The 18,983-nt window shown below is 60.6% G+C and carries 19 protein-coding genes; 16 read left to right on the plus strand and 3 right to left on the minus strand.

Going from position 1 to position 18,983, the window contains the following annotated elements:
* Nucleotides 1–39: 39 nt before the first annotated feature.
* The 12 genes from AS189_RS05365 to glmM all read left to right on the plus strand — a co-directional run bounded on the left by AS189_RS05365 (nt 40) and on the right by glmM (nt 9,920).
* Nucleotides 40–1,389, plus strand: coding sequence for an ABC transporter substrate-binding protein (locus AS189_RS05365; protein WP_062286654.1), 1,350 nt, complete (start codon nt 40–42; stop codon nt 1,387–1,389).
* 265 nt (nt 1,390–1,654) lie between these two features.
* Nucleotides 1,655–2,647, plus strand: a complete 993-nt coding sequence (locus AS189_RS05370; protein ID WP_062286655.1) for a P1 family peptidase — start codon at nt 1,655–1,657, stop codon at nt 2,645–2,647.
* 172 nt (nt 2,648–2,819) lie between these two features.
* Nucleotides 2,820–3,041, plus strand: coding sequence for a translation initiation factor IF-1 (gene infA / locus AS189_RS05375; protein WP_009358723.1), 222 nt, complete (start codon nt 2,820–2,822; stop codon nt 3,039–3,041).
* A 29-nt stretch (nt 3,042–3,070) separates the two neighbouring features.
* Nucleotides 3,071–3,184, plus strand: coding sequence for a 50S ribosomal protein L36 (gene rpmJ / locus AS189_RS05380; protein WP_011775570.1), 114 nt, complete (start codon nt 3,071–3,073; stop codon nt 3,182–3,184).
* A 191-nt stretch (nt 3,185–3,375) separates the two neighbouring features.
* Entirely contained in the window at nt 3,376–3,753 is a 378-nt protein-coding gene (gene rpsM, locus AS189_RS05385; protein ID WP_062286656.1) for a 30S ribosomal protein S13, read from the plus strand.
* 107 nt (nt 3,754–3,860) lie between these two features.
* The gene (rpsK, locus tag AS189_RS05390; protein ID WP_038464649.1) at nt 3,861–4,262 is read left to right on the plus strand and encodes a 30S ribosomal protein S11; all 402 of its coding nucleotides are present in this window, start codon (nt 3,861–3,863) and stop codon (nt 4,260–4,262) included.
* A gap of 131 nt (nt 4,263–4,393) precedes the next feature.
* Complete coding sequence (locus AS189_RS05395; protein ID WP_062286657.1) at nt 4,394–5,404, plus strand: DNA-directed RNA polymerase subunit alpha; 1,011 nt, start codon at nt 4,394–4,396, stop codon at nt 5,402–5,404.
* 85 nt (nt 5,405–5,489) lie between these two features.
* Entirely contained in the window at nt 5,490–5,984 is a 495-nt protein-coding gene (rplQ, locus tag AS189_RS05400; RefSeq protein WP_062286658.1) for a 50S ribosomal protein L17, read from the plus strand.
* A 104-nt stretch (nt 5,985–6,088) separates the two neighbouring features.
* Nucleotides 6,089–6,988 carry a tRNA pseudouridine(38-40) synthase TruA gene (gene truA / locus AS189_RS05405; protein WP_062286659.1) on the plus strand — a complete coding sequence of 300 codons (900 nt, stop codon included), beginning with the start codon at nt 6,089–6,091 and terminating at the stop codon, nt 6,986–6,988.
* Nucleotides 6,989–7,247: 259 nt separating this feature from the next.
* On the plus strand, nt 7,248–7,691 hold the full coding sequence (gene rplM, locus AS189_RS05410) for a 50S ribosomal protein L13 (protein ID WP_062286660.1): 444 nt from the start codon (nt 7,248–7,250) through the stop codon (nt 7,689–7,691).
* 37 nt (nt 7,692–7,728) lie between these two features.
* Nucleotides 7,729–8,244 carry a 30S ribosomal protein S9 gene (rpsI, locus tag AS189_RS05415; protein WP_082634092.1) on the plus strand — a complete coding sequence of 172 codons (516 nt, stop codon included), beginning with the start codon at nt 7,729–7,731 and terminating at the stop codon, nt 8,242–8,244.
* Nucleotides 8,245–8,558: 314 nt separating this feature from the next.
* Nucleotides 8,559–9,920 (plus strand): phosphoglucosamine mutase, encoded by a 1,362-nt coding sequence (glmM, locus tag AS189_RS05420; RefSeq protein ID WP_062286661.1) that lies wholly within the window; start codon nt 8,559–8,561, stop codon nt 9,918–9,920.
* A gap of 94 nt (nt 9,921–10,014) precedes the next feature.
* Here the strand turns inward: glmM and mscL are convergent, their stop codons facing one another.
* The 3 genes from mscL to coaA form a co-directional block, all read right to left on the minus strand.
* Nucleotides 10,015–10,422, minus strand: coding sequence for a large conductance mechanosensitive channel protein MscL (gene mscL, locus AS189_RS05425; RefSeq protein WP_082634093.1), 408 nt, complete (start codon nt 10,420–10,422; stop codon nt 10,015–10,017).
* A gap of 70 nt (nt 10,423–10,492) precedes the next feature.
* Nucleotides 10,493–11,545 carry a M15 family metallopeptidase gene (locus AS189_RS20605; RefSeq protein WP_237759974.1) on the minus strand — a complete coding sequence of 351 codons (1,053 nt, stop codon included), beginning with the start codon at nt 11,543–11,545 and terminating at the stop codon, nt 10,493–10,495.
* 5 nt (nt 11,546–11,550) lie between these two features.
* Nucleotides 11,551–12,519, minus strand: a complete 969-nt coding sequence (gene coaA, locus AS189_RS05435) for a type I pantothenate kinase (RefSeq protein ID WP_062286663.1) — start codon at nt 12,517–12,519, stop codon at nt 11,551–11,553.
* Between the two features lie 153 nt (nt 12,520–12,672).
* On the opposite strand from coaA, the gene glmS reads away from it, so the two are divergent.
* The 4 genes from glmS (at nt 12,673) to glgX (ending at nt 18,958) form a co-directional block, all read left to right on the plus strand.
* Entirely contained in the window at nt 12,673–14,586 is a 1,914-nt protein-coding gene (glmS, locus tag AS189_RS05440) for a glutamine--fructose-6-phosphate transaminase (isomerizing) (RefSeq protein WP_062286664.1), read from the plus strand.
* A 170-nt stretch (nt 14,587–14,756) separates the two neighbouring features.
* Entirely contained in the window at nt 14,757–15,104 is a 348-nt protein-coding gene (locus tag AS189_RS05445; RefSeq protein WP_062286665.1) for a holo-ACP synthase, read from the plus strand.
* A 1-nt stretch (nt 15,105) separates the two neighbouring features.
* Nucleotides 15,106–16,812 carry an NAD(P)H-hydrate dehydratase gene (locus tag AS189_RS05450; RefSeq protein ID WP_062286666.1) on the plus strand — a complete coding sequence of 569 codons (1,707 nt, stop codon included), beginning with the start codon at nt 15,106–15,108 and terminating at the stop codon, nt 16,810–16,812.
* Nucleotides 16,813–16,837: 25 nt separating this feature from the next.
* Nucleotides 16,838–18,958 (plus strand): glycogen debranching protein GlgX, encoded by a 2,121-nt coding sequence (glgX, locus tag AS189_RS05455; protein ID WP_062286667.1) that lies wholly within the window; start codon nt 16,838–16,840, stop codon nt 18,956–18,958.
* The last annotated feature ends 25 nt before the right edge of the window (nt 18,959–18,983 follow it).

Genomic DNA, 18,983 nt, shown 5'->3' on the forward strand with positions numbered 1-18,983 from the left:
AGCCCTGCGGGTGAGGCAACGAAAGTCAAGGAGAACAGCATGAACGCTTCACCCTTTGCCAACCTGAACCGTCGCCAGCTGCTGCAACTGGTAGCTCTTGTTGGTGGATCCGCAGCGCTGGCAGCTTGCGGGGGACCCGCGGTTGGAGAAGCCGGTGGCGCAGCCACTGAGAAGGCCATCGACTGGACGGCTGTAACAGCCGCTAAGGAGATCACCTGGTGGTCCAACCACCCCGGCACGTCCAAGGACCTTGAAGCTGAGCTCATCACCCGATTCACCAAGGAGTCCGGCATCAAGGTCAACCTCGTCACCGCTGGTGCCAACTATGACGAGGTGGCACAGAAGTTCCAGGCCTCGACAGGTTCCAGCAACGTCCCGGACCTGGTGATTGCCAGCGACGTCTGGTGGTTCCGCTACATGATCAACGGCCAGATTCTGCCGCTGGACCAGCTCGCAAAGCACCTGGAGATGGACACCGCGGACTTCAACACCACCCTCTACAACGATTACCAGTTCGGTGATTCACACTGGGCCGTGCCCTACGCCCGCTCCACACCGTTGTTCTACTACAACAAGTCAGTGTGGAAGAAGGCCGGGCTGCCCGACCGCGCACCCAAGACGTGGACTGAATTCGATGAATGGGCACCCAAGATTGCAGCAGCCACCACCGTCACCCCGTTGGGTCTGGGCAAGGGCACGTCCTGGAGTGCATGGTGGTTCTGCAACATGCTTTGGGGCGCCGGTGGAGCGTACTCCAAGGACTGGGCCGTTACCCTGGATACTCCGGAGGCACTCGAGGCTGCCAAGTACCTGCAGAAGATTGTGTATGAGGACAAGAGCGCCGCCGTTACCGCCAAGGACCAGGTAGCCGACTTCGGCGCCGGGCTGACCGGTTGCACCATTGCCTCAACAGGATCTCTCACAGGACTTCTGGACGCTGCAAAGTTCGACGTCGGAACCGGCTTCCTGCCCGAAGGCGCCAAAGGCGTTGCTTGCCCCACCGGCGGCACCGGCTTGGCGATCCCCGCATCGAAGTCGCCCGAGCAGCAGCTCGCAGCTGGCATGTTCTTGAAGTTCCTGACGAACGCCGAGAACACTGCCTACTTCTCCTCCAACACCGGCTACATGCCGGTACGTACCTCCGCGGTGGAGGGCGAGACCATGAAGGCCGTTTACGCCGAGAAGCCGCAGTTCCGCACAGCTGTCGATCAGCTAGCCACCACCCGTGTCCAGGACTGGGGCCGCGTGTTCGTTCCCAATGGCGACAAGGACCTCACCACAGCGATTGAGAAGATCATGCTCCAGCAGGCCGATCCCAGCGAGGCATTTGCCACGGCCGCGGCCTCCATCACGAAGTCTTACGAAGAAAACGTGAAGCCTTACCTGTAAACGATCCACTCTTCAATGGCCCGCAATCAACGGGTGAAAAGACTCCGCCCGGGGACCCTTCGCCGTCACTTGCGGGCCATTTTGTGGTTGGAGGTAACACCCCCTGTCGATTTCGTGTCGGCTCTGTGTCGATGGCGGGTCGATTACGTGGTGAATGTCGGAGCCCCGGTAGATAATCAAGACACGGCAGCTAGTTCGGCACGCAGTTATTTCGGCGCGCAGCAGATTAATGCACCACAACACCGGCGACGAGGGAGTTCAGCTGATGTCTCAGGGAGCAACACAGGGACGAACACAGGGAAGTACCGACGTGGGTTCATTCGGATCCATCACCGATGTGCCCGGCATTCGGGTGGGGCAGGCCCAACGCCGCACCGACGGCTGGCTCACCGGTGTCAGCGTGGTGCTGCCACCGCCGGAGACCATTGGCTCCGTTGATGTCCGCGGTGGCGGACCCGGCACCCACGAGACTGACGCGCTGGATCCTTCCACCATGGTCTCCACCGTTGACGCGGTGGCGCTGACCGGAGGCAGCGCCTACGGGCTGGCCGCCGCCGGGGGAGTGCAGAGATGGTGCGAAGAGAATGGCCGCGGCTTCCGTGTGCCCGGTGGCGTGGTGCCCATTGTTCCGGCGGCCGCCATTTTCGATCTGGGGCGTGGGGGTGACTTCTCGGCACGGCCCACCCCGGACATGGGGTACGAGGCGGCACTTGACGCAGCGAGCTCAACGGAAGGGGCCGACGTCGTTCGTGGAAATGTAGGTGCCGGAACAGGCGCGGCCCTTGGGGCAGGGCGCTTCAAAGGAGGACTGGGCACAGCATCGGTGCGGCTCACGGGCGAGAATGCGCACATTGTGGTGGGGGCACTGGCCGTGGTTAACGCCGCAGGCATCCCGTGGCAGCCGGGTGTGCGGGCGCCGTTGGCGGGGGAGGGGCTGAACACCACACTGGCGGTGGTGGCAACGAACGCGCGGCTCACGGTTGCCGAGGCAAAACGGACGTCAACCGCAGCACATGCCGGCATGGCACGGGCGCTGAACCCTGTCCACACACTGGCCGACGGCGACACCATCTTTACGCTCGCTACCTGTGCCGAACTGCTGGTGCCAAACCCGGCCATGCCCGTGGCATCGCTGATTGAGCTGCAATCGGCAGCGGCCGAGGCAGTGCGGCTGGCCATCTTGGATGGTGTGGCCTGTGCGGAGGCTGTGCAAACCCCGGCGGGGACCCTGTTACCGTTCCCAGGAGGGCCGCTGTAGGGGTCAATTTAACTTATTTGCTTAATTGCACTAGAGTAGGTTGTTGGTTGTCTGTGCCTGCCCATCAATGGGATGTGCATGGGCGAACAATAATCAGTAGCAAATCGAACGCCGTACCAAACCAGTTCCTCAAGGAGCTGCCAAAGACGGCGCAACAAAGTTAGCGGAGGATATGGCCAAGAAAGACGGGGTCATTGAAATCGAGGGCGTTGTGACGGAAGCGCTGCCCAACGCGATGTTTCGTGTTGAGCTGACGAACAAGCACATCGTTCTTGCCCATATTTCAGGAAAAATGCGCCAGCACTACATTCGTATCCTTCCTGAGGACCGAGTTGTGGTGGAGCTGAGCCCGTACGACCTTACACGAGGTCGTATCGTCTACCGCTACAAGTAACCACAACTGCAATCACGCAAAGGAATGCCATGAAGGTCAAGCCGAGCGTCAAGCAGATCTGCGATAAGTGCAAGGTGATTCGCCGTAACGGTCGAGTCATGGTGATCTGCGAGAACCCGCGCCACAAGCAGCGCCAGGGCTAATTTCCTTCTTTTGAAGGAAACCCCGGGCTCATGCTCACGCAAGTAAATTAATAAGGCAGCACAAGTTGGACGAAGGCGAACCTAGGTTCGCAACCGGACAATGGACCCCTGGTCGGAGGCCAGGGCCGCATTCACAAAATGTGCGGGTGTACTGCCTACGACCTCCGGTTTACACATAGGAGCAGCCAAATATGGCACGTCTCGCTGGCGTAGACCTTCCCCGCGAAAAGCGGCTGGAAGTAGCGCTTACATACATCTACGGCGTGGGCAAGACCCGTGCAAAGAATGTCCTGGCCGAAACGGGTATTTCCCCGGACGTCCGTGTCAAGGACCTTTCTGACGCTGAACTCGTTCAGTTGCGTGACAACATCGAGGGTAACTACAAGGTTGAGGGTGACCTTCGCCGCGAAGTAGCAGCTGATATCCGCCGCAAGGTTGAAATCGGCAGCTACCAGGGTATCCGCCACCGTCGTGGCATGCCCGTGCACGGTCAGCGCACGAAGACCAACGCACGTACCCGCAAGGGTCCGAAGCGTACCGTCGCTGGCAAGAAGAAGGCCGGCAGGTAAATCCCGCTAGCCGGCTTGAAAAGTTGCATCAGCAGCTGCTCAGGATCCTGGCAAGCGTGGGCTTTAGCCTATGCCGACCCCTCATTAAACTTTAGTAGGAGAATAAAATGCCCCCAAAGACTCGGGGCGCGGTTCGTAAGCCGCGTCGCAAGGATAAAAAGAATATTGCGCTGGGCCAGGCGCACATTAAGAGCACCTTTAACAACACCATCGTTTCCATCACGGATCCGAACGGTGCTGTCATTTCATGGGCTTCTGCCGGTGAAGTTGGTTTCAAGGGCTCGCGTAAGTCAACTCCGTACGCTGCACAGATGGCTGCTGAAGCAGCTGCCAAGCGCGCACAGGAGCATGGCCTTCGCAAGGTTGACGTTTTCGTAAAGGGTCCGGGCTCGGGCCGCGAAACGGCTATCCGTTCGTTGCAGGCTGCTGGTCTTGAAGTTGGGTCCATCTCGGACGTAACGCCCAGCGCCCACAACGGTTGCCGTCCGCCCAAGCGCCGTCGCGTATAACGAGAATTAAAGCAACAGAGTTGGCCTCCACTGCGGTGGGGGCCAATTCCGCCGCCGTTAACTCTCGTCAGTCGCCATTTCCACTACCTGTGTTGCGTCATATAGCGGATGCTCGCTGAAAGGAAAACCCAGTGCTCATTGCACAGCGCCCCACCCTATCTGAAGAGGTAGTTTCCGAGAATCGCTCACGGTTCATCATTGAACCGCTGGAGCCCGGCTTCGGTTACACCTTGGGAAATTCACTGCGTCGGACCCTGCTGTCCTCCATCCCTGGCGCTGCTGTCACCAGCATCCGCCTCGATGGCGTTCTGCATGAGTTCACCACGGTTCCCGGTGTTAAGGAAGATGTCACTGAGATCATCCTGAACATTAAGGGCCTCTCCGTGTCTTCGGAGCATGACGAGCCTGTCGTCGCCTACCTGCGCAAGCAGGGTCCTGGCGTTGTTACGGCTGCCGACATTGCTCCTCCGGCCGGTGTGGAATTCCACAACCCTGACATGCATATTGCCACGCTGAACTCGAAGGGCAAGTTCGAACTCGAACTGACCATCGAGCGCGGTCGCGGCTACGTTTCAGCAGCTCAGAACAAGAACGTAGATCAGGAAATTGGCCGTATCCCGGTTGACTCCATCTACTCACCCGTTTTGAAGGTGACCTTCCGCGTGGAGGCTACCCGTGTTGAACAGCGCACCGACTTTGACAAGCTGATTGTTGATGTAGAGACCAAGCAGGCCATCTCCCCGCGAGATGCCATTGCCTCTGCCGGCACCACGCTGGTTGAATTGTTCGGTTTGGCTCGCGAGCTGAACACTGCCGCTGAAGGTATTGAGATTGGTCCGTCCCCGACGGATGCCGCTCTTGCCGCAGACATGGCCCTGCCGATCGAGGATCTGGACCTGACGGTTCGTTCCTACAACTGCCTCAAGCGTGAGGGCATCCACTCCGTGGGTGAACTCGTTGCTCGCTCCGAGGCTGACCTGATGGACATTCGTAACTTCGGTGCGAAGTCCATCGACGAGGTAAAGGCAAAGCTGGTTGAGCTCGGTCTCTCCCTGAAGGATTCCCCTCCAGGATTTGATCTCGCCGCCCGTGCCGCAGCCCTTGATGAGAACGACGACGCTTTCGGCGACGACGAACTCTAAAGTTCGAACAACAATTTTTTAGTCGGCCGGGCGGATGTGCCTGACACATCCGCCACGGTTCGGCTGACACTTGAGGAGAAACACCATGCCTACACCCGCTAAGGGTCCCCGCCTCGGAGGCGGAGCGGCTCACGAGCGCCTGATGCTCGCGAACCTGTCCGCTGCTCTGTTCGAGCACAAGCGGATCACCACCACCTTGACCAAGGCTAAGCGCCTGAGCCCCTACGCAGAGCGACTGGTAACTTTCGCAAAGCGTGGAGACTTGTCGTCACGCCGCCGCGTTCTCGGCCTGATCAGCGACAAGGGCATTGTCCATGAGCTGTTCACCGACATCGCCAAGGCTGTAGAAAACCGCGATGGCGGCTACACCCGCATCACCAAGATCGGCAACCGTAAGGGCGACAACGCTCCCATGGCTGTCATCGAGCTCGTTCTGGAGCCGGTCAGCGCTAAGCAGGCCGTTGTGAAGGAAGCTACCGCTGCCGCCGTCAAGGCTGCTCCGGTTGAAGAAGCACCGAGCGAAGAAGTTGTAGAGACCGAAGTTGTAGCTGACGAAGCTGCTGCTGAAGAGTCCAAGTAGGGACTAAGCGAGAGCTTAGATTTTGCTAAGAAGGACCCGTCGCCCCTAGGGGTGACGGGTCCTTCTGCGTCTCTGCAAGGTGTGTGGCCGGTAGAATTGTTTCCATGCACAATCCGAAAATGACCCCTGAATACCGAGGCCTGATTCGGGCACGCTTGGACATTGCGTACGACGGCGGACCCTACAGTGGGTGGGGCATTCAAACGGTCGAGCGCACAGTCCAGGGAGTAATTGAAGAAGCCTTGGCCCTGATCATTCGCCGCTCCGTGCGGTTGACTGTGGCCGGGCGTACGGACGCTGGTGTTCACGCTCGCGGGCAGGTGGCGCATTTCGATGTGACCCCCGAAGAGTGGGACGGGCTCCGGAGGGGACACGATACCGCCCCGGAGGAATCGCTCAAGAGGCGGCTCAACGGCGCGCTCGGCAGCGTTCTGCGCGAGCTCCGCGGGACCGTGCAGATCGTGGACGCCTCACGGGCGCCCCAGGGCTTCGATGCGCGATTCTCTGCTCTCTGGCGTCGTTACAGCTATCGCATTGCCGACGGCTCCACCCATAAAGACCCCTTGCAACGGGCACTGACGTTGTGGCATGAGCAGGATCTGGACGTGGCGTTGATGAATCAAGCCGCGGCACCCTTGCTAGGGCTGCAGGACTTTGCGGCCTTCGCCAAGCCGCGGGAAGGTTCAACCACCGTGCGAACCCTCCAGCGCTTTGATTTCCAGCAGGATCCTGATGGTGTGATTAACCTCAACATTCAGGCTGATGCCTTCTGCCACAACATGGTCCGAGCACTCCTCGGGGCCGCCCTGCGGATCGGCGAGGGGCAAGAGTCTCCGGAATGGATGTATGAGCGATTAATCGCGGGAATCCGCGACGCAAAGTCAGTTTTGGCAGCTCCGCACCCGCTGATCCTGGAGGAAGTTCACTACCCGCACGAGACCGCAATGCATGAAAGAGCCGTGCTCACACGAACCCGCCGGGCCGTTCCTGAGCCCGTTCTGTGAAGGATTGCTGAGTTTCACGGATCCCCGCTTTGACCCAGCCCCATTATTAAAGGTATCGTTGGTAGTCGTTGTGCGTGTCCTATCCCGATACCACGCGCCCGTTACAGGTCCGGTTGCAGGACTACCACTGAACGGGCGTCATCGGGAAGTGTAAGGATGACTGGTGTTAGAGCCCTCACCTCTGTTCCGGTAAACGCATAGATAGCAGGTGTCAACCATCTGTGACACCACCTAAGAACAAGAAACGAAGGCAAAAACCGTGCGTACGTATACCCCGAAGCCCGGCGATATCTCCCGTCAGTGGCACATCATTGATGCCAACGACGTTGTCTTGGGCCGTCTTGCCAGCCAGACCGCAACACTGCTGCGTGGAAAGCACAAGCCGACCTTCGCTCCCCATATGGATATGGGCGATTTCGTCATCATCATCAACGCCGAGAAGGTTGCCCTGACCGGCGCCAAGCTCGAACAGAAGCGCGCTTACCGCCACTCGGGTTTCCCGGGCGGCCTGTCAAGCGTCAACTATGCAGAACTGCTGGAGAAGAACCCGGTTCGCGCAGTGGAGAAGGCCATCGCTGGCATGCTCCCGAAGACCAAGCTGGGCAACGCTCAGATCAGCAAGCTGAAGGTCTACCGCGGCGCCGAGCACCCCCATGCAGCACAGCAGCCTCAGACTTTCGAAATTACCCAGGTCGCCCAGTAGTCCTGGCCACCGCCTAAATCATTTACCAAGGAGAATCGTGGCTCAGAACACTGAAGAGCTGAACACCGAGGCCGTTGTGGCCGAGGAAGAAGTTTTGACTAGCTACACGAGCGAAAGCTCAGCTGCAGCAGATGCAGCACCCAAGAAGGAACGCCCGGCACTGACCGTCTCAGGCGCAGCTGTTGGCCGTCGCAAGCAGGCAATTGCCCGCGTTCGCGTCGTACCCGGCACCGGCAAGTGGGTTGTTAACGGCCGCGAGCTGTCCAACTACTTCCCGAACAAGCTGCACCAGCAGGAAGTCAACGATCCGTTCCGCCTCCTGGACCTGGACGGTGCCTACGATGTTTGGGCCCGCATCCACGGTGGTGGCCCCTCAGGCCAGGCCGGTGCTTTGCGTCTTGGCGTTGCTCGTTCCTTGAACGAGATCGACACCGAGAACAACCGCGCCATCCTGAAGAAGGCTGGCTTCTTGACTCGTGACGCTCGCGTCATCGAGCGTAAGAAGGCTGGTCTCAAGAAGGCTCGTAAGGCTTCGCAGTACTCCAAGCGCTAATCCAAGCCTCCCCGGACCTCGTGCCTCGGCACGGGCCCCTAGGCTTGTCTTAGCTCTCGGCTCCACAAGCGCTAAATTTATTGCGCTTTCAAAAATCCCCGGTTCGCTTCTGCGAACCGGGGATTTTTTGTGTCCCAGACCCAGTTTGGTGGAAACCGCTGCCGTTTGACGTTTTCGCTAGGGTTCAAACTGTGGCGGAAACGTCAAACGGCAGCGGTTTCTCAGCGAGCAGGAGCCGGCGGGCGGGGGAGTGTGTCAGATGGCATGGCGGGTATGGAACGGATTTCTCCGCCCGATGATTTAGACTGAACGTGATGTCAAGATTATTTGGAACAGACGGTGTCCGCGGTTTGGCCAATGGCCTGCTGACGGCTGAATTGGCCCTTTCCCTTGCCCAGGCTGCAGCTGTAGTGCTAGGTCACGAGCAAATGAGCGAGGGTAAGCGCCCCCGTGCGGTGATTGCCCGCGACCCACGAGCCAGTGGGGAGTTCATTGCTGCTGCCGTGGAGGCAGGGCTGGCGAGTGCCGGCGTCGACGTATACGACGCAGGCGTGCTCCCCACCCCGGCGGCGGCGTTTTTGATTGCGGATCTGGGTGCTGACTTTGGCGTCATGATCTCCGCCTCCCATAACCCTGCACCGGATAACGGCATTAAATTCTTTGCTAGGGGCGGCACAAAGCTTCCCGACGATGTAGAGGACGCCATTGAGGCCCAGCTGCAGCAGAACGCCTTCCGCCCGATCGGGGTGGATGTGGGCCGGATCCAGCGCTTCTCAGACGCTGAGGACCGTTACATCGTGCACCTGCTCGGCACCCTGCCGCACCGCCTTGACGGCCTCAAGATTGTCTTGGACTGCGCTCATGGCGCGGCCAGCGGATGCTCACCTCAGGTATTCACCGATGCCGGGGCCCAGATCACTGTCATCGGTGCCGATCCTGACGGCTTGAACATCAACGACGGCGTTGGCTCCACACATTTGGAACTCCTGCAGGAAACTGTCCTTGCTACCGGTTCAGATCTGGGCATTGCCCATGACGGCGATGCCGACCGCTGCTTGGCTGTGGACCATGAGGGCAACATCATTGACGGCGATCAGATCATGGCTGTCCTGGCCCTCGCTCAGAAGGCTGCAGGCGAGCTCAAGGACGATGTTCTGGTGGCAACCGTCATGAGTAACCTCGGGTTGAAGATTGCCTTGCGCAACGCTGGCATTACCATCCACGAAACAGGTGTGGGAGATCGCTACGTCCTCGAAGAGATGCGGCGTGGAGATTACACGTTGGGCGGGGAACAGTCCGGTCACGTCATCTTCTCCAAGTACGCCACCACCGGTGATGGTCTCCTGACGGGTCTGCAACTCGCTGCTCAGGTCGCCAAGACAGGTAAGAGCCTCAAGGAACTGGCAAGCGCCATGACCAAACTGCCGCAGATCATGATCAACGTCAAGAACGTTGACAAGAGCCGGGCATCCTCCATGCCAGCCATCAACTCTGCGATTGCCAAGGCCGAGGCCGAGCTGGGCGCTACCGGGCGTGTCTTGCTGCGTCCCTCAGGGACCGAGGCGCTGGTTCGTGTCATGGTTGAGGCTGCGGACGTAGAAACCGCGGAGCGCATTTGCAACGAGCTCGTCGCCGTGGTCAGGTCGGAGCTCTCGCTCCAAGTAAGTCAGAAGTAAAACCAGACACGAACACATGAAGACATGGAGAAGGCGGCTACCCCTGCAGGGTAGCCGCCTTCTCCATGTCAGTACTTAGGAGTAGTTGGAGTAGTTAGTGAAGTCCGCCACCGGGCGTGGCCTTGAGTGCATCGCGGATTTCGGTGAGCAGCTCAATCTGAGGATCGACTGCCGGCTCCTCTTCCTTGATGCCCAACTTGGCGTTGCGGCGGGCGATGATGTGGTTCATCGGTACGACAACCATGAAGTAGATGGCGCCGGCAACAATGATGAAGTTGACCAAGACGGTGAGGAAGACACCGAACTTGATATCAACACCATTGATGGTCAGTAGTGCGAAACTATCGAAGTCGGCGGAACCAAATATTGCTGCGATAAGCGGCATCAGGATGTTCTCAACGAGGGAGTTTACAACTGCCCCGAAGGCTGTACCGATGACAACTGCGACGGCAAGGTCTACGACGTTGCCTTTCATTATGAAATCTCTGAATCCCTTTAACATGCCCCCAAAGTACCGCACTTCGAATGATTTCGGGTGGCTTTTTGGTGTATTTAAGGAAAATTCTGTAGTGCTATTTGTAGCCGGGAGCGCCCGGCAGGCCCAAGTATTCCTCGTACGTTGGAATTCCAAGTGCCACAACATCCTGTGCCACCTCAACCCCCACGTACCGCAAATGCCACGGCTCGGCCCAATATCCTGTGACGGACTCTGAGCCGGGCAGGTAACGCACCAGGAAGCCGTAGTTGGCGCCGTGGGCCGCTACCCACTGTGCAGCGGCTGTCTCTGCAAAGCAGGATCTGAAATCGCAGGCGTTCCCGGCTTTGCCATCGCCAATGTCGATGGCGAGGCCGGTTTGATGCTCGGAGAATCCAGGATGGGCCGATGTTGTGTCGGCAGCCTCCGCGCCCTTTTCTGCCGCGTAGCCGTTGTAGAGGCCCACTTGGGTGTCATAAGAGCGGTAGCTGCTCATGAGGGTGATATTCACACCTTGCGCGGCAGCTGCGCCAAACATGCGCTCAGCAGCGCTGGCTGCCTCGGCACGAAGCCGGCCCGGTTCCCCGGAGCCCACGGGCACCGCAGGGGTCACCAGATCAGCCGGGGCGTACGCCAGCGGCTTGAGCGCGTTGCGTTTGTTGACGAGCACCAGGGTGCTCTTGGGGTTGAAGACGTCCAGCAGGGTTTTGTCGCCCGCCGCAGCAGTAGCTGTTCTGGAGGCGAACAATTCTTGGACGGGGGCCCCAGCAGCCGAACCTTTGACCAGGAGCACTGGCGGCGTGGTTACTGGTGCGATGGGGGCGGCAGTCACCCCGGACACCGTGAGGTCCGGGGAAACAGTCGCGGTGGCGGTGGCAGTGGCAGCGGAGGCAGGAGCTGTGCTGGCCGGATCGGCAGGTGTGACAAGCGCCTGGGAGGTAACCGGCGTCGTGCTTAAAGAAGGTGACGAGGTGGCATCAGAAGTTACCGGCGCGTCCGTGGAGTCTGCCAGGGCCAAGGCGCCATTGAAGACCAGGGCCGCGCCGATCAGCGAGATCAGTACGCCTGCCGGCCGAGGCCAGGATAGTTCGCGGCGCAGGCGGGCACCCGTGGTTTGGCGTGGGCGGCGGGTCTGATGAAACCCCACCACGGGCACTAGACCTTCCTCAGCAGCATGCGCCTGATGGAATGGTCGGCGTCCTTGGTGAGCACCAACTGCGCGCGGCCACGGGTGGGCAGCACGTTCTGGAGCAAGTTTGGCTCGTTGATGCTCTTCCAGATCTTCGACGCCGTGGCGGTCGCCTCGACATCGGAGAGCTCCGCGTAGCGTCGGAAGTAAGACTCGGGATCCGCAAACGCGCCGCTGCGCAGGGACCGGAAGCGGTCGATGTACCACTGCTCAATATTGCTTGTTTTGGCGTCCACGTAGATGGAGAAGTCGAAGAAGTCGCTCACGGCCAGGCCGGAGCGTCCATCACTGCGGGGACGGGCGGCGGCCAGCACGTTCAGGCCTTCGACGATCAGAACGTCGGGGCGCCGGACCACTACTTCCTTGCCCGGCAAGATGTCATAGCTCAGGTGGGAGTACATGGGAGCGCGGACTTCTTCAGCGCCACTTTTGATTGAACTGACGAAGCGGAGTAGGGCCCGGCGGTCGTAGGACTCCGGGAAGCCTTTGCGGCCCATGAGGCCGCGACGTTCCAGCTCGGCATTGGGGTAGAGGAAGCCGTCGGTGGTCACCAGTTCCACATTGGGAGTGTCCGGCCAGCGGCACAACATTTCTTTCAGCACGCGGGCCGTTGTGGATTTGCCCACAGCAACGGAGCCGGCAACACCAATAACGAAGGGGGTGCGGGAGCCGCGTTCACCCAGAAAAGTGGTGGTTGCACTGTGCAGATGTTCGGCTGCACCGACGTAGAGATTTAGGAGGCGGGAGAGCGGCAGATAGACGTCGTGGATCTCACGCATATTGAGTTGATCACCAAGTCCGCGGAGCCGCTGGACGTCTGATTCGTCTAGGGGTTGCTCAATCTTGTTGGCAAGGCGCGACCACGTCTGGCGGTCCAGCTCCACAAAAGGAGAGGTGCTGACGCCGTTGTTTGGCTCGGTTCTTTGCGCTGTCACACCTGCAATTCTGCCTTGTTTGGGGTGCGGTGGGAAACGAGGCTTGCATAATGACGCCAAGGAGGCGAGGCGGGAGGTGACACTTTTTCGCGACGCTTGCCTCGGAAGAGGTAGAACGTCCTCTCAATTCTTTAGGGCTTATGATTGTTTTTCATGTGTGGAATTGTGGGATACGCCGGTACCGCCCCGGCTCAAGGTACTGATTCGTCGGCCGGGCAACGCGCCCTTGAGGTCATGGTTGAAGGTCTGCGTCGCTTGGAATATCGCGGCTATGACTCGGCTGGAGTTGCCGTGGTTGGTTCCGAAGGTATCGCCATGCGCAAGAAGAGCGGCAAGCTCGTCAAGCTCCTCGATGAGCTGGAACGCAACCCGATGCCCGCTGCAAGCGCTGGCATTGGTCACACCCGCTGGGCTACGCACGGTGGACCCACCGATGCCAACGCCCATCCGCACGTTGTCGACAACGGAAATTTGGCCGTGGTCCACAACGGCATCATTGAAAACTACTCGGTCCTGAAGGCCGAACTGCTTGAGCGCGGGCACACCTTTGCCTCTCAGACCGACAGCGAAGTTGCTGCCACGCTGCTTGCCGAGATATACACCGGTCTTGCTAAGAGCCTCGATCCCGCCGTGTCAGCTGGAGACCGCCTCACTATTGCCATGCGCCAGGTGGCGCAGCAGTTGGAAGGCGCCTTCACCTTGCTCGCCACCCATGCAGACGCGCCTGGCGTTGTTGTCGCTGCACGGCGCAACTCCCCGCTGGTTGTTGGTCTTGGTGAGGGCGAGAACTTCCTTGGCTCCGATGTTTCCGGATTCATCGATTACACCCGCCGGGCCGTCGAGCTGGGCCAAGATCAGGTTGTCACCATTACCGCTGACACTGTCCTGATCACCGATTTCCACGGCGTACCCGCCGAAGGCCGCGAGTACCTGGTGGACTGGGACGCTGCTGCAGCGGAGAAGGGCGGCTTCCCCTCCTTCATGGAGAAGGAAATTCACGATCAGCCGGACGCTGTTGCACAAACACTCTTGGGCCGCAGCGATGAAGCCGGCAACCTGACGCTTGATGAAATCCGTGTTGATCCGGCTGTGCTCAAGAGCATTGACCGCATCATTGTGCTGGCTTGTGGCACATCCGCCTACGCCGGACAGGTGGCACGGTATGCGATTGAGCACTGGTGCCGCATCCCCACCGAGGTGGAGCTGTCCCACGAGTTCCGTTACCGGGATCCGATCGTGGACGAGCGGACACTGATCGTTTCACTCTCTCAGTCTGGTGAAACCATGGACACTCTGATGGCCGTGCGTTACGCCCGGGAACAGGGCGCCAAGACTGTTGCCATCTGTAACACGAACGGCTCCACGATTCCGCGTGAATCCGATGCCGTGCTCTACACGCATGCCGGTCCTGAAATCGCCGTGGCCTCCACGAAGGCATTCCTGGCTCAGATTACGGCCGCTTACCTGCTGGGCCTTTATTTGGCACAGCTGCGCGGAAACCTGTTTCAGGGTCAGATCAAGGATATTCTGGCTGAACTGGCCAAGACTCCTGCCAAGATCGCCGAAGTCCTCAGCAACGCGAAGCAGATCGAAGATCTTGCCAAGAGCATGGCCGACACCCGCACCGTGCTGTTCCTGGGCCGCCACGTCGGCTACCCGGTGGCCATGGAAGGCGCTTTGAAGCTCAAGGAGCTGGCATACATCCACGCAGAAGGGTTTGCTGCCGGCGAGCTCAAGCACGGCCCCATCGCCTTGATCGAAGAGGGCCAGGCCGTCATCATCGTGGTGCCGTCCCCGCGTGGCCGCGATTCCCTGCACTCCAAGGTAGTCTCCAACATTCAAGAGGTCCGGGCCCGTGGCGCCATGACAATCGTGATTGCTGAAGAGGGCGACGAGTCCGTGCGCGAGCACGCCGAGCACGTCTTCTACATCCCCGAGACCAGCACCCTGCTGGCTCCCTTGCTCACCACCGTGCCGCTGCAGATCTTTGCCTGCGCGCTGGCTACCGCCAAGGGCTTTGACGTGGACCAGCCCCGCAACCTGGCTAAGTCTGTCACCGTCGAATAAGCAAGGTTCGAAACTAGCAACCTCGGCTAGTCACTGACAATTGTGGACCCGCCTTTATAAGTGGGTCCACAGTTGTCAGACCCGGCGTTGGCGGGTGAGCGCCGAGCCCTGTGCAGCCGGTCCCCGGCGTGCTTGCCTGCACGGGGCGCAGCGAGGGATAGGGTGGAGCCATGATTATTGGCATAGGTGTGGATGTTGTTGATATTGAGCGATTTGGCCGCCAGTTGGAGCGGACGCCCGGGCTCCGTGAACGCCTGTTTGTGCCGGCCGAGCGTGGCCTGAATACTCGGTCACTGGCTGCGCGCTTCGCTGCCAAGGAGTCCGTGGCCAAGGCTCTGGGTGCTCCCGCCGGCATGAATTGGCAGGATTGCTGGATTGGTCTGGACGAAAACGGGCCCACCATCAATGTGAAGGGCACCGTTGCGGCTGTGGCGAAATCCAAAGGCATCAAGCACTGGCATCTTTCCATGAGCCACGACGGCGGGATTTCCACTGCCATGGTGATTGCCGAAAGCTGACATGATCAGCGCCCACACCGCCGCGGCCGTCCGCGCCGCCGAGGAGCCACTGTTGCGCGACGGCCGCGGAGCGGAACTCATGCTCCGGGCATCTCACGGGCTGGCCCTGGGCGTAGTGAAAATCTTGCGTTCACGCGGCTGCGGCATTTACGGCTCGCGGGTACTGGTGCTGGCCGGATCGGGCAACAACGGCGCCGATGCGCTCTACACTGGTGCCTACTTGGCCGCCCGTGGTGCACGCACGACGGCGGTACTCACCGGAGCGCGGAACCATCCGGAGGCGCTGGCTGCTTTTCGTCGCGCAGGTGGGCGCTGCGTGAGACTTGCTGACGCTCCCCAAGAGAGCGCGGCGGCAGACGGTGCTGCCCGGGCTGACACTCCCGAAGAGAGCGCAGTGCGAGACTGTGCGACCCGGGAGAGCGCTGCCCGGGGGAGCGCAGCCCAAGCTGACGCAGCCCGGGGGAGCGCAGCCCAAGCGGCGTTATGGGACGAGGCGGTGCGGGCCGACGCAGTGCTTGACGGGCTCTTGGGTACAGGCGGGCGCGGTGGTTTGCGCGGTGCTGCTGCCGAGTTTGTGGCCCGGCTGCAGGCGCTCGAAGGGAGCGCCCGGCCAGCCATGGTGGCCTGCGATCTGCCCAGTGGTGTGGACGCCACCACGGGAGCGGTCCACGGGCCGGTGCTGCGCGCCGATAAGACAGTCACCTTTGGTGCCCATAAAAGCGGGCTGCTCGCGGCCCCGGGAGAACAATTCTGTGGCGCTGTGGAACTCATCGACATTGGAATTGCGGGCTTCCTGGGGGAGGCCGCGGTGTTCCGGCTCGAGCCTGCCGATCTGGGAACGCTGCTCCCGCAACCGGCTGCTGCGGGGCACAAATACACGCGGGGAGTGGTAGGGGTCGTGGCAGGTTCGCGGCAATACCCTGGGGCTGGGCTGCTGGCGGTTTCTGCGGCGTCGGCGTGCGGGCCAGGCATGGTGCGTTACGTGGGTGCGGCCGCCGTGGCGTCCGCCATTCATGGCCGCAATCCGGAGGTGGTCTGTTCCGAGGATTCACCTGCAGAACTGCGCGTGCAAGCGTGGCTGGTGGGGCCGGGGATTGACGGCGACAACGAACAGCGTGAAAGGGCCGTTGCAGCGATTGCCTCGGGGCTCCCCACGGTGGTTGACGCCGGAGCCCTGGAGCTAGTTACCCCGTCACAAAATAATCCGGCGGGGACTGATCTGGCACAGCAAACTCCGGCGCAGCAGACTGACAATGCGCAGTTGATTCTCACACCACACGCAGGGGAGCTGGCAGCCATGATGGCCCGTGCCGGGATCCGGCGGGACCGGGCAAGCGTCGAGGCCGAACCGCTCGCTGCGGCGCGCGCGGCCGCGGAACTATTCGGTGCTGTGGTCCTGCTAAAGGGAGCCACCACTGTGGTGGCCGCGCCAGGCGGCCGGGTGTTCACTCAGGCCAACGGTACCGCGCGGCTGGGCACTGCCGGGAGCGGTGACACCTTGGCCGGGATTCTTGTCGCCCTGTTGGCCATGGCTGCGGCTGAACAGCCGTTGGTGCCCCACGATCTTGCGCGTACTGCTGCGCTCGCAGCCGCGCTGCATGGTGAGCTGTCCAGAACTGACATGGACGCCCCGCTGAACGCCGGAGAGCTGGCGGGGCGCATCCCTCACGTTTGGGCACAATTGTGCCAAATAAGACCGCAGGGTTGACAGCACTTTTCGAGGAGACGAAGCTATGGAAATTTGGCCGGGTAAAAACCATCCGTTGGGCGCAAGTGTGGATCGGGACGGGACCAACTTTGCCTTGTTCAGCGAAGACGCCACGGCAGTGACGTTGTGTCTCTTTGATGCGGACGGAGCCGAGTCGCAGCTGTCACTGACCGAAGTGGACGGCTATGTGTGGCACGGCTACGTTCCTGGCGCCGGGCAGGGGCAGCGGTACGGGTTCAGAGTTGACGGACCGTGGGAGCCAGCCAATGGCCTCCGGTTCAACAGGGCCAAGTTGCTGCTGGATCCCTACGCGAAAGGGGTCGAGGGTGCCGTGGAGTGGGGGCAGGAAGTCTTTGCCTACCAATTGGGGGAACCGCTACTGCGCAACGATGCGGATTCGGCGGCCCACAGCTACCGGGGAGTGGTGGTGGATGATGCCTTCGATTGGAACAGCGCTGACGGGACGCCTGATCGCGGCCCGGATATCCCGTACCACCAGAGCGTCATTTACGAGGCCCACGTCAAGGGATTGACGCAGTTGCACCCGGACGTCCCAGAGGAGCTGCGTGGCAGTTATGCCGCTGTGGCCCACCCGGCCGTGGTGGCCCACCTCAAAAAGTTGGGCGTGACCGCCGTCGAACTTATGCCCGTGCATCAGTTTGTGCAGGATGAGCGGCTCCTGGAGCAGGGATTGCGCAATTACTGGGGGTACAACACCATTGGCTTTTTCGCCCCGCACAATGAGTACGCCGCCACCGCGGATCCCTGCGATCACGTCCGGGAATTCAAAACCATGGTCAAGGAACTGCACCGCAATGGGCTGGAGGTGATCCTCGATGTTGTCTACAACCACACGGCGGAGGGCAATCATCTGGGCCCCACGTTGTCATTCCGGGGCATTGACAATGCCGCATACTACCGCCTGCAGGAGGAGAACAAGGAACAGTATTTGGACTACACGGGCACAGGAAATTCGCTCAACGTCAGGTCGCCGCACTCCCTCCAGCTCATCATGGACTCGCTGCGCTACTGGGTGAGTGAGATGCATGTGGACGGGTTCCGTTTTGATCTCGCCGCCACGCTGGCCAGGGAATTTTACGACGTCGACAAGCTCTCCTCCTTCTTCGACATGGTGCAGCAGGACCCCATCGTCTCGCGGGTCAAGCTCATTGCCGAGCCGTGGGATTTGGGACCCGGCGGCTATCAGGTGGGCAACTTCCCGCCGCAGTGGACCGAATGGAACGGAAAATTCCGGGACACTGTCCGGGATTTTTGGCGCGGCGAACCCTCAACGCTGGGTGAGTTTGCTGCCCGGCTGACAGGCTCATCGGATCTTTACGGGCATTCCGGGCGGCGCCCCGTGGCCTCGATCAACTTTGTCACGGCCCACGATGGCTTCACGCTGGCGGATCTGGTGAGCTACAACGACAAGCACAATGAGGCCAACGGGGAAGAAAACCGTGATGGTGAATCCCATAACCGCTCCTGGAATCACGGGGTGGAGGGGCCTACCTCTGATCCGGCTGTGCTCGAGCTCCGTGCGCGCGGCCAGCGTAACTTCCTCACCACCCTCCTGCTTTCCCAGGGCGTGCCAATGTTGTTGCACGGCGATGAACTGGGGCGCAGCCAACAGGGCAACAACAACGGCTATGCGCAGGATTCGGCGCTCACGTGGATTGATTGGGAGCATGCCGATTCCGCCCTCATCGACTTTGTCTCCGCGCTGGGAGCCTTGCGAAAAGCGCACCCCGTGTTCCGGCGTCGTAGGTTCTTTGACGGGCGGCCCGTGGAACGCGGGGACGACGGCGCACTGCCGGACATTGTGTGGCTGCGGCCCGACGCGGCGGCCATGGCCCCTGCCGATTGGGACAACGGATTTGGGCGCAGCATTGGGGTTTTCCTTAACGGTGGGGGCATTCCGGACTGTGATACAAAAGGTCAGCCAGTGGTGGATGACTGCTTCCTGATGCTGTTCAACGGCGGCGATGGCCCAGTGGACTTCACGCTCCCGGCCGAGGACTACTCCACGCGGTGGGTGGTAGAAATCCACACCAATGGTGTGAGCGCCAGCGAGTTCTCGGCCGGAGCCGTGGTGGGCGTTGCGGCGCACTCGGTGTTGGTTCTGCGCGCCCCGGAGCGCAACTAGACGCAAATCACAGTCCAATCGTGGC

The sequence above is a fragment of the Arthrobacter alpinus genome (assembly GCF_001445575.1).
GTDB classification, from domain to species: Bacteria; Actinomycetota; Actinomycetes; order Actinomycetales; family Micrococcaceae; genus Specibacter; species Specibacter alpinus_C.

Bases quoted from the DNA above. Each gene is read 5' to 3' on its own strand.
- glmS (WP_062286664.1), top strand. From the start codon at position 12,673: ATGTGTGGAATTGTGGGATACGCCGGTACCGCCCCGGCTCAAGGTACT.
- rpsK (WP_038464649.1), top strand. From the start codon at position 3,861: ATGCCCCCAAAGACTCGGGGCGCGGTTCGTAAGCCGCGTCGCAAGGAT.
- AS189_RS05365 (WP_062286654.1), top strand. From the start codon at position 40: ATGAACGCTTCACCCTTTGCCAACCTGAACCGTCGCCAGCTGCTGCAA.
- AS189_RS05450 (WP_062286666.1), top strand. From the start codon at position 15,106: ATGATCAGCGCCCACACCGCCGCGGCCGTCCGCGCCGCCGAGGAGCCA.
- AS189_RS05445 (WP_062286665.1), top strand. From the start codon at position 14,757: ATGATTATTGGCATAGGTGTGGATGTTGTTGATATTGAGCGATTTGGC.
- truA (WP_062286659.1), top strand. From the start codon at position 6,089: ATGCACAATCCGAAAATGACCCCTGAATACCGAGGCCTGATTCGGGCA.
- infA (WP_009358723.1), top strand. From the start codon at position 2,820: ATGGCCAAGAAAGACGGGGTCATTGAAATCGAGGGCGTTGTGACGGAA.
- mscL (WP_082634093.1), bottom strand. From the start codon at position 10,422: ATGTTAAAGGGATTCAGAGATTTCATAATGAAAGGCAACGTCGTAGAC.
- rpsM (WP_062286656.1), top strand. From the start codon at position 3,376: ATGGCACGTCTCGCTGGCGTAGACCTTCCCCGCGAAAAGCGGCTGGAA.
- rplQ (WP_062286658.1), top strand. From the start codon at position 5,490: ATGCCTACACCCGCTAAGGGTCCCCGCCTCGGAGGCGGAGCGGCTCAC.
- glgX (WP_062286667.1), top strand. From the start codon at position 16,838: ATGGAAATTTGGCCGGGTAAAAACCATCCGTTGGGCGCAAGTGTGGAT.
- AS189_RS05370 (WP_062286655.1), top strand. From the start codon at position 1,655: ATGTCTCAGGGAGCAACACAGGGACGAACACAGGGAAGTACCGACGTG.
- rpmJ (WP_011775570.1), top strand. From the start codon at position 3,071: ATGAAGGTCAAGCCGAGCGTCAAGCAGATCTGCGATAAGTGCAAGGTG.
- glmM (WP_062286661.1), top strand. From the start codon at position 8,559: ATGTCAAGATTATTTGGAACAGACGGTGTCCGCGGTTTGGCCAATGGC.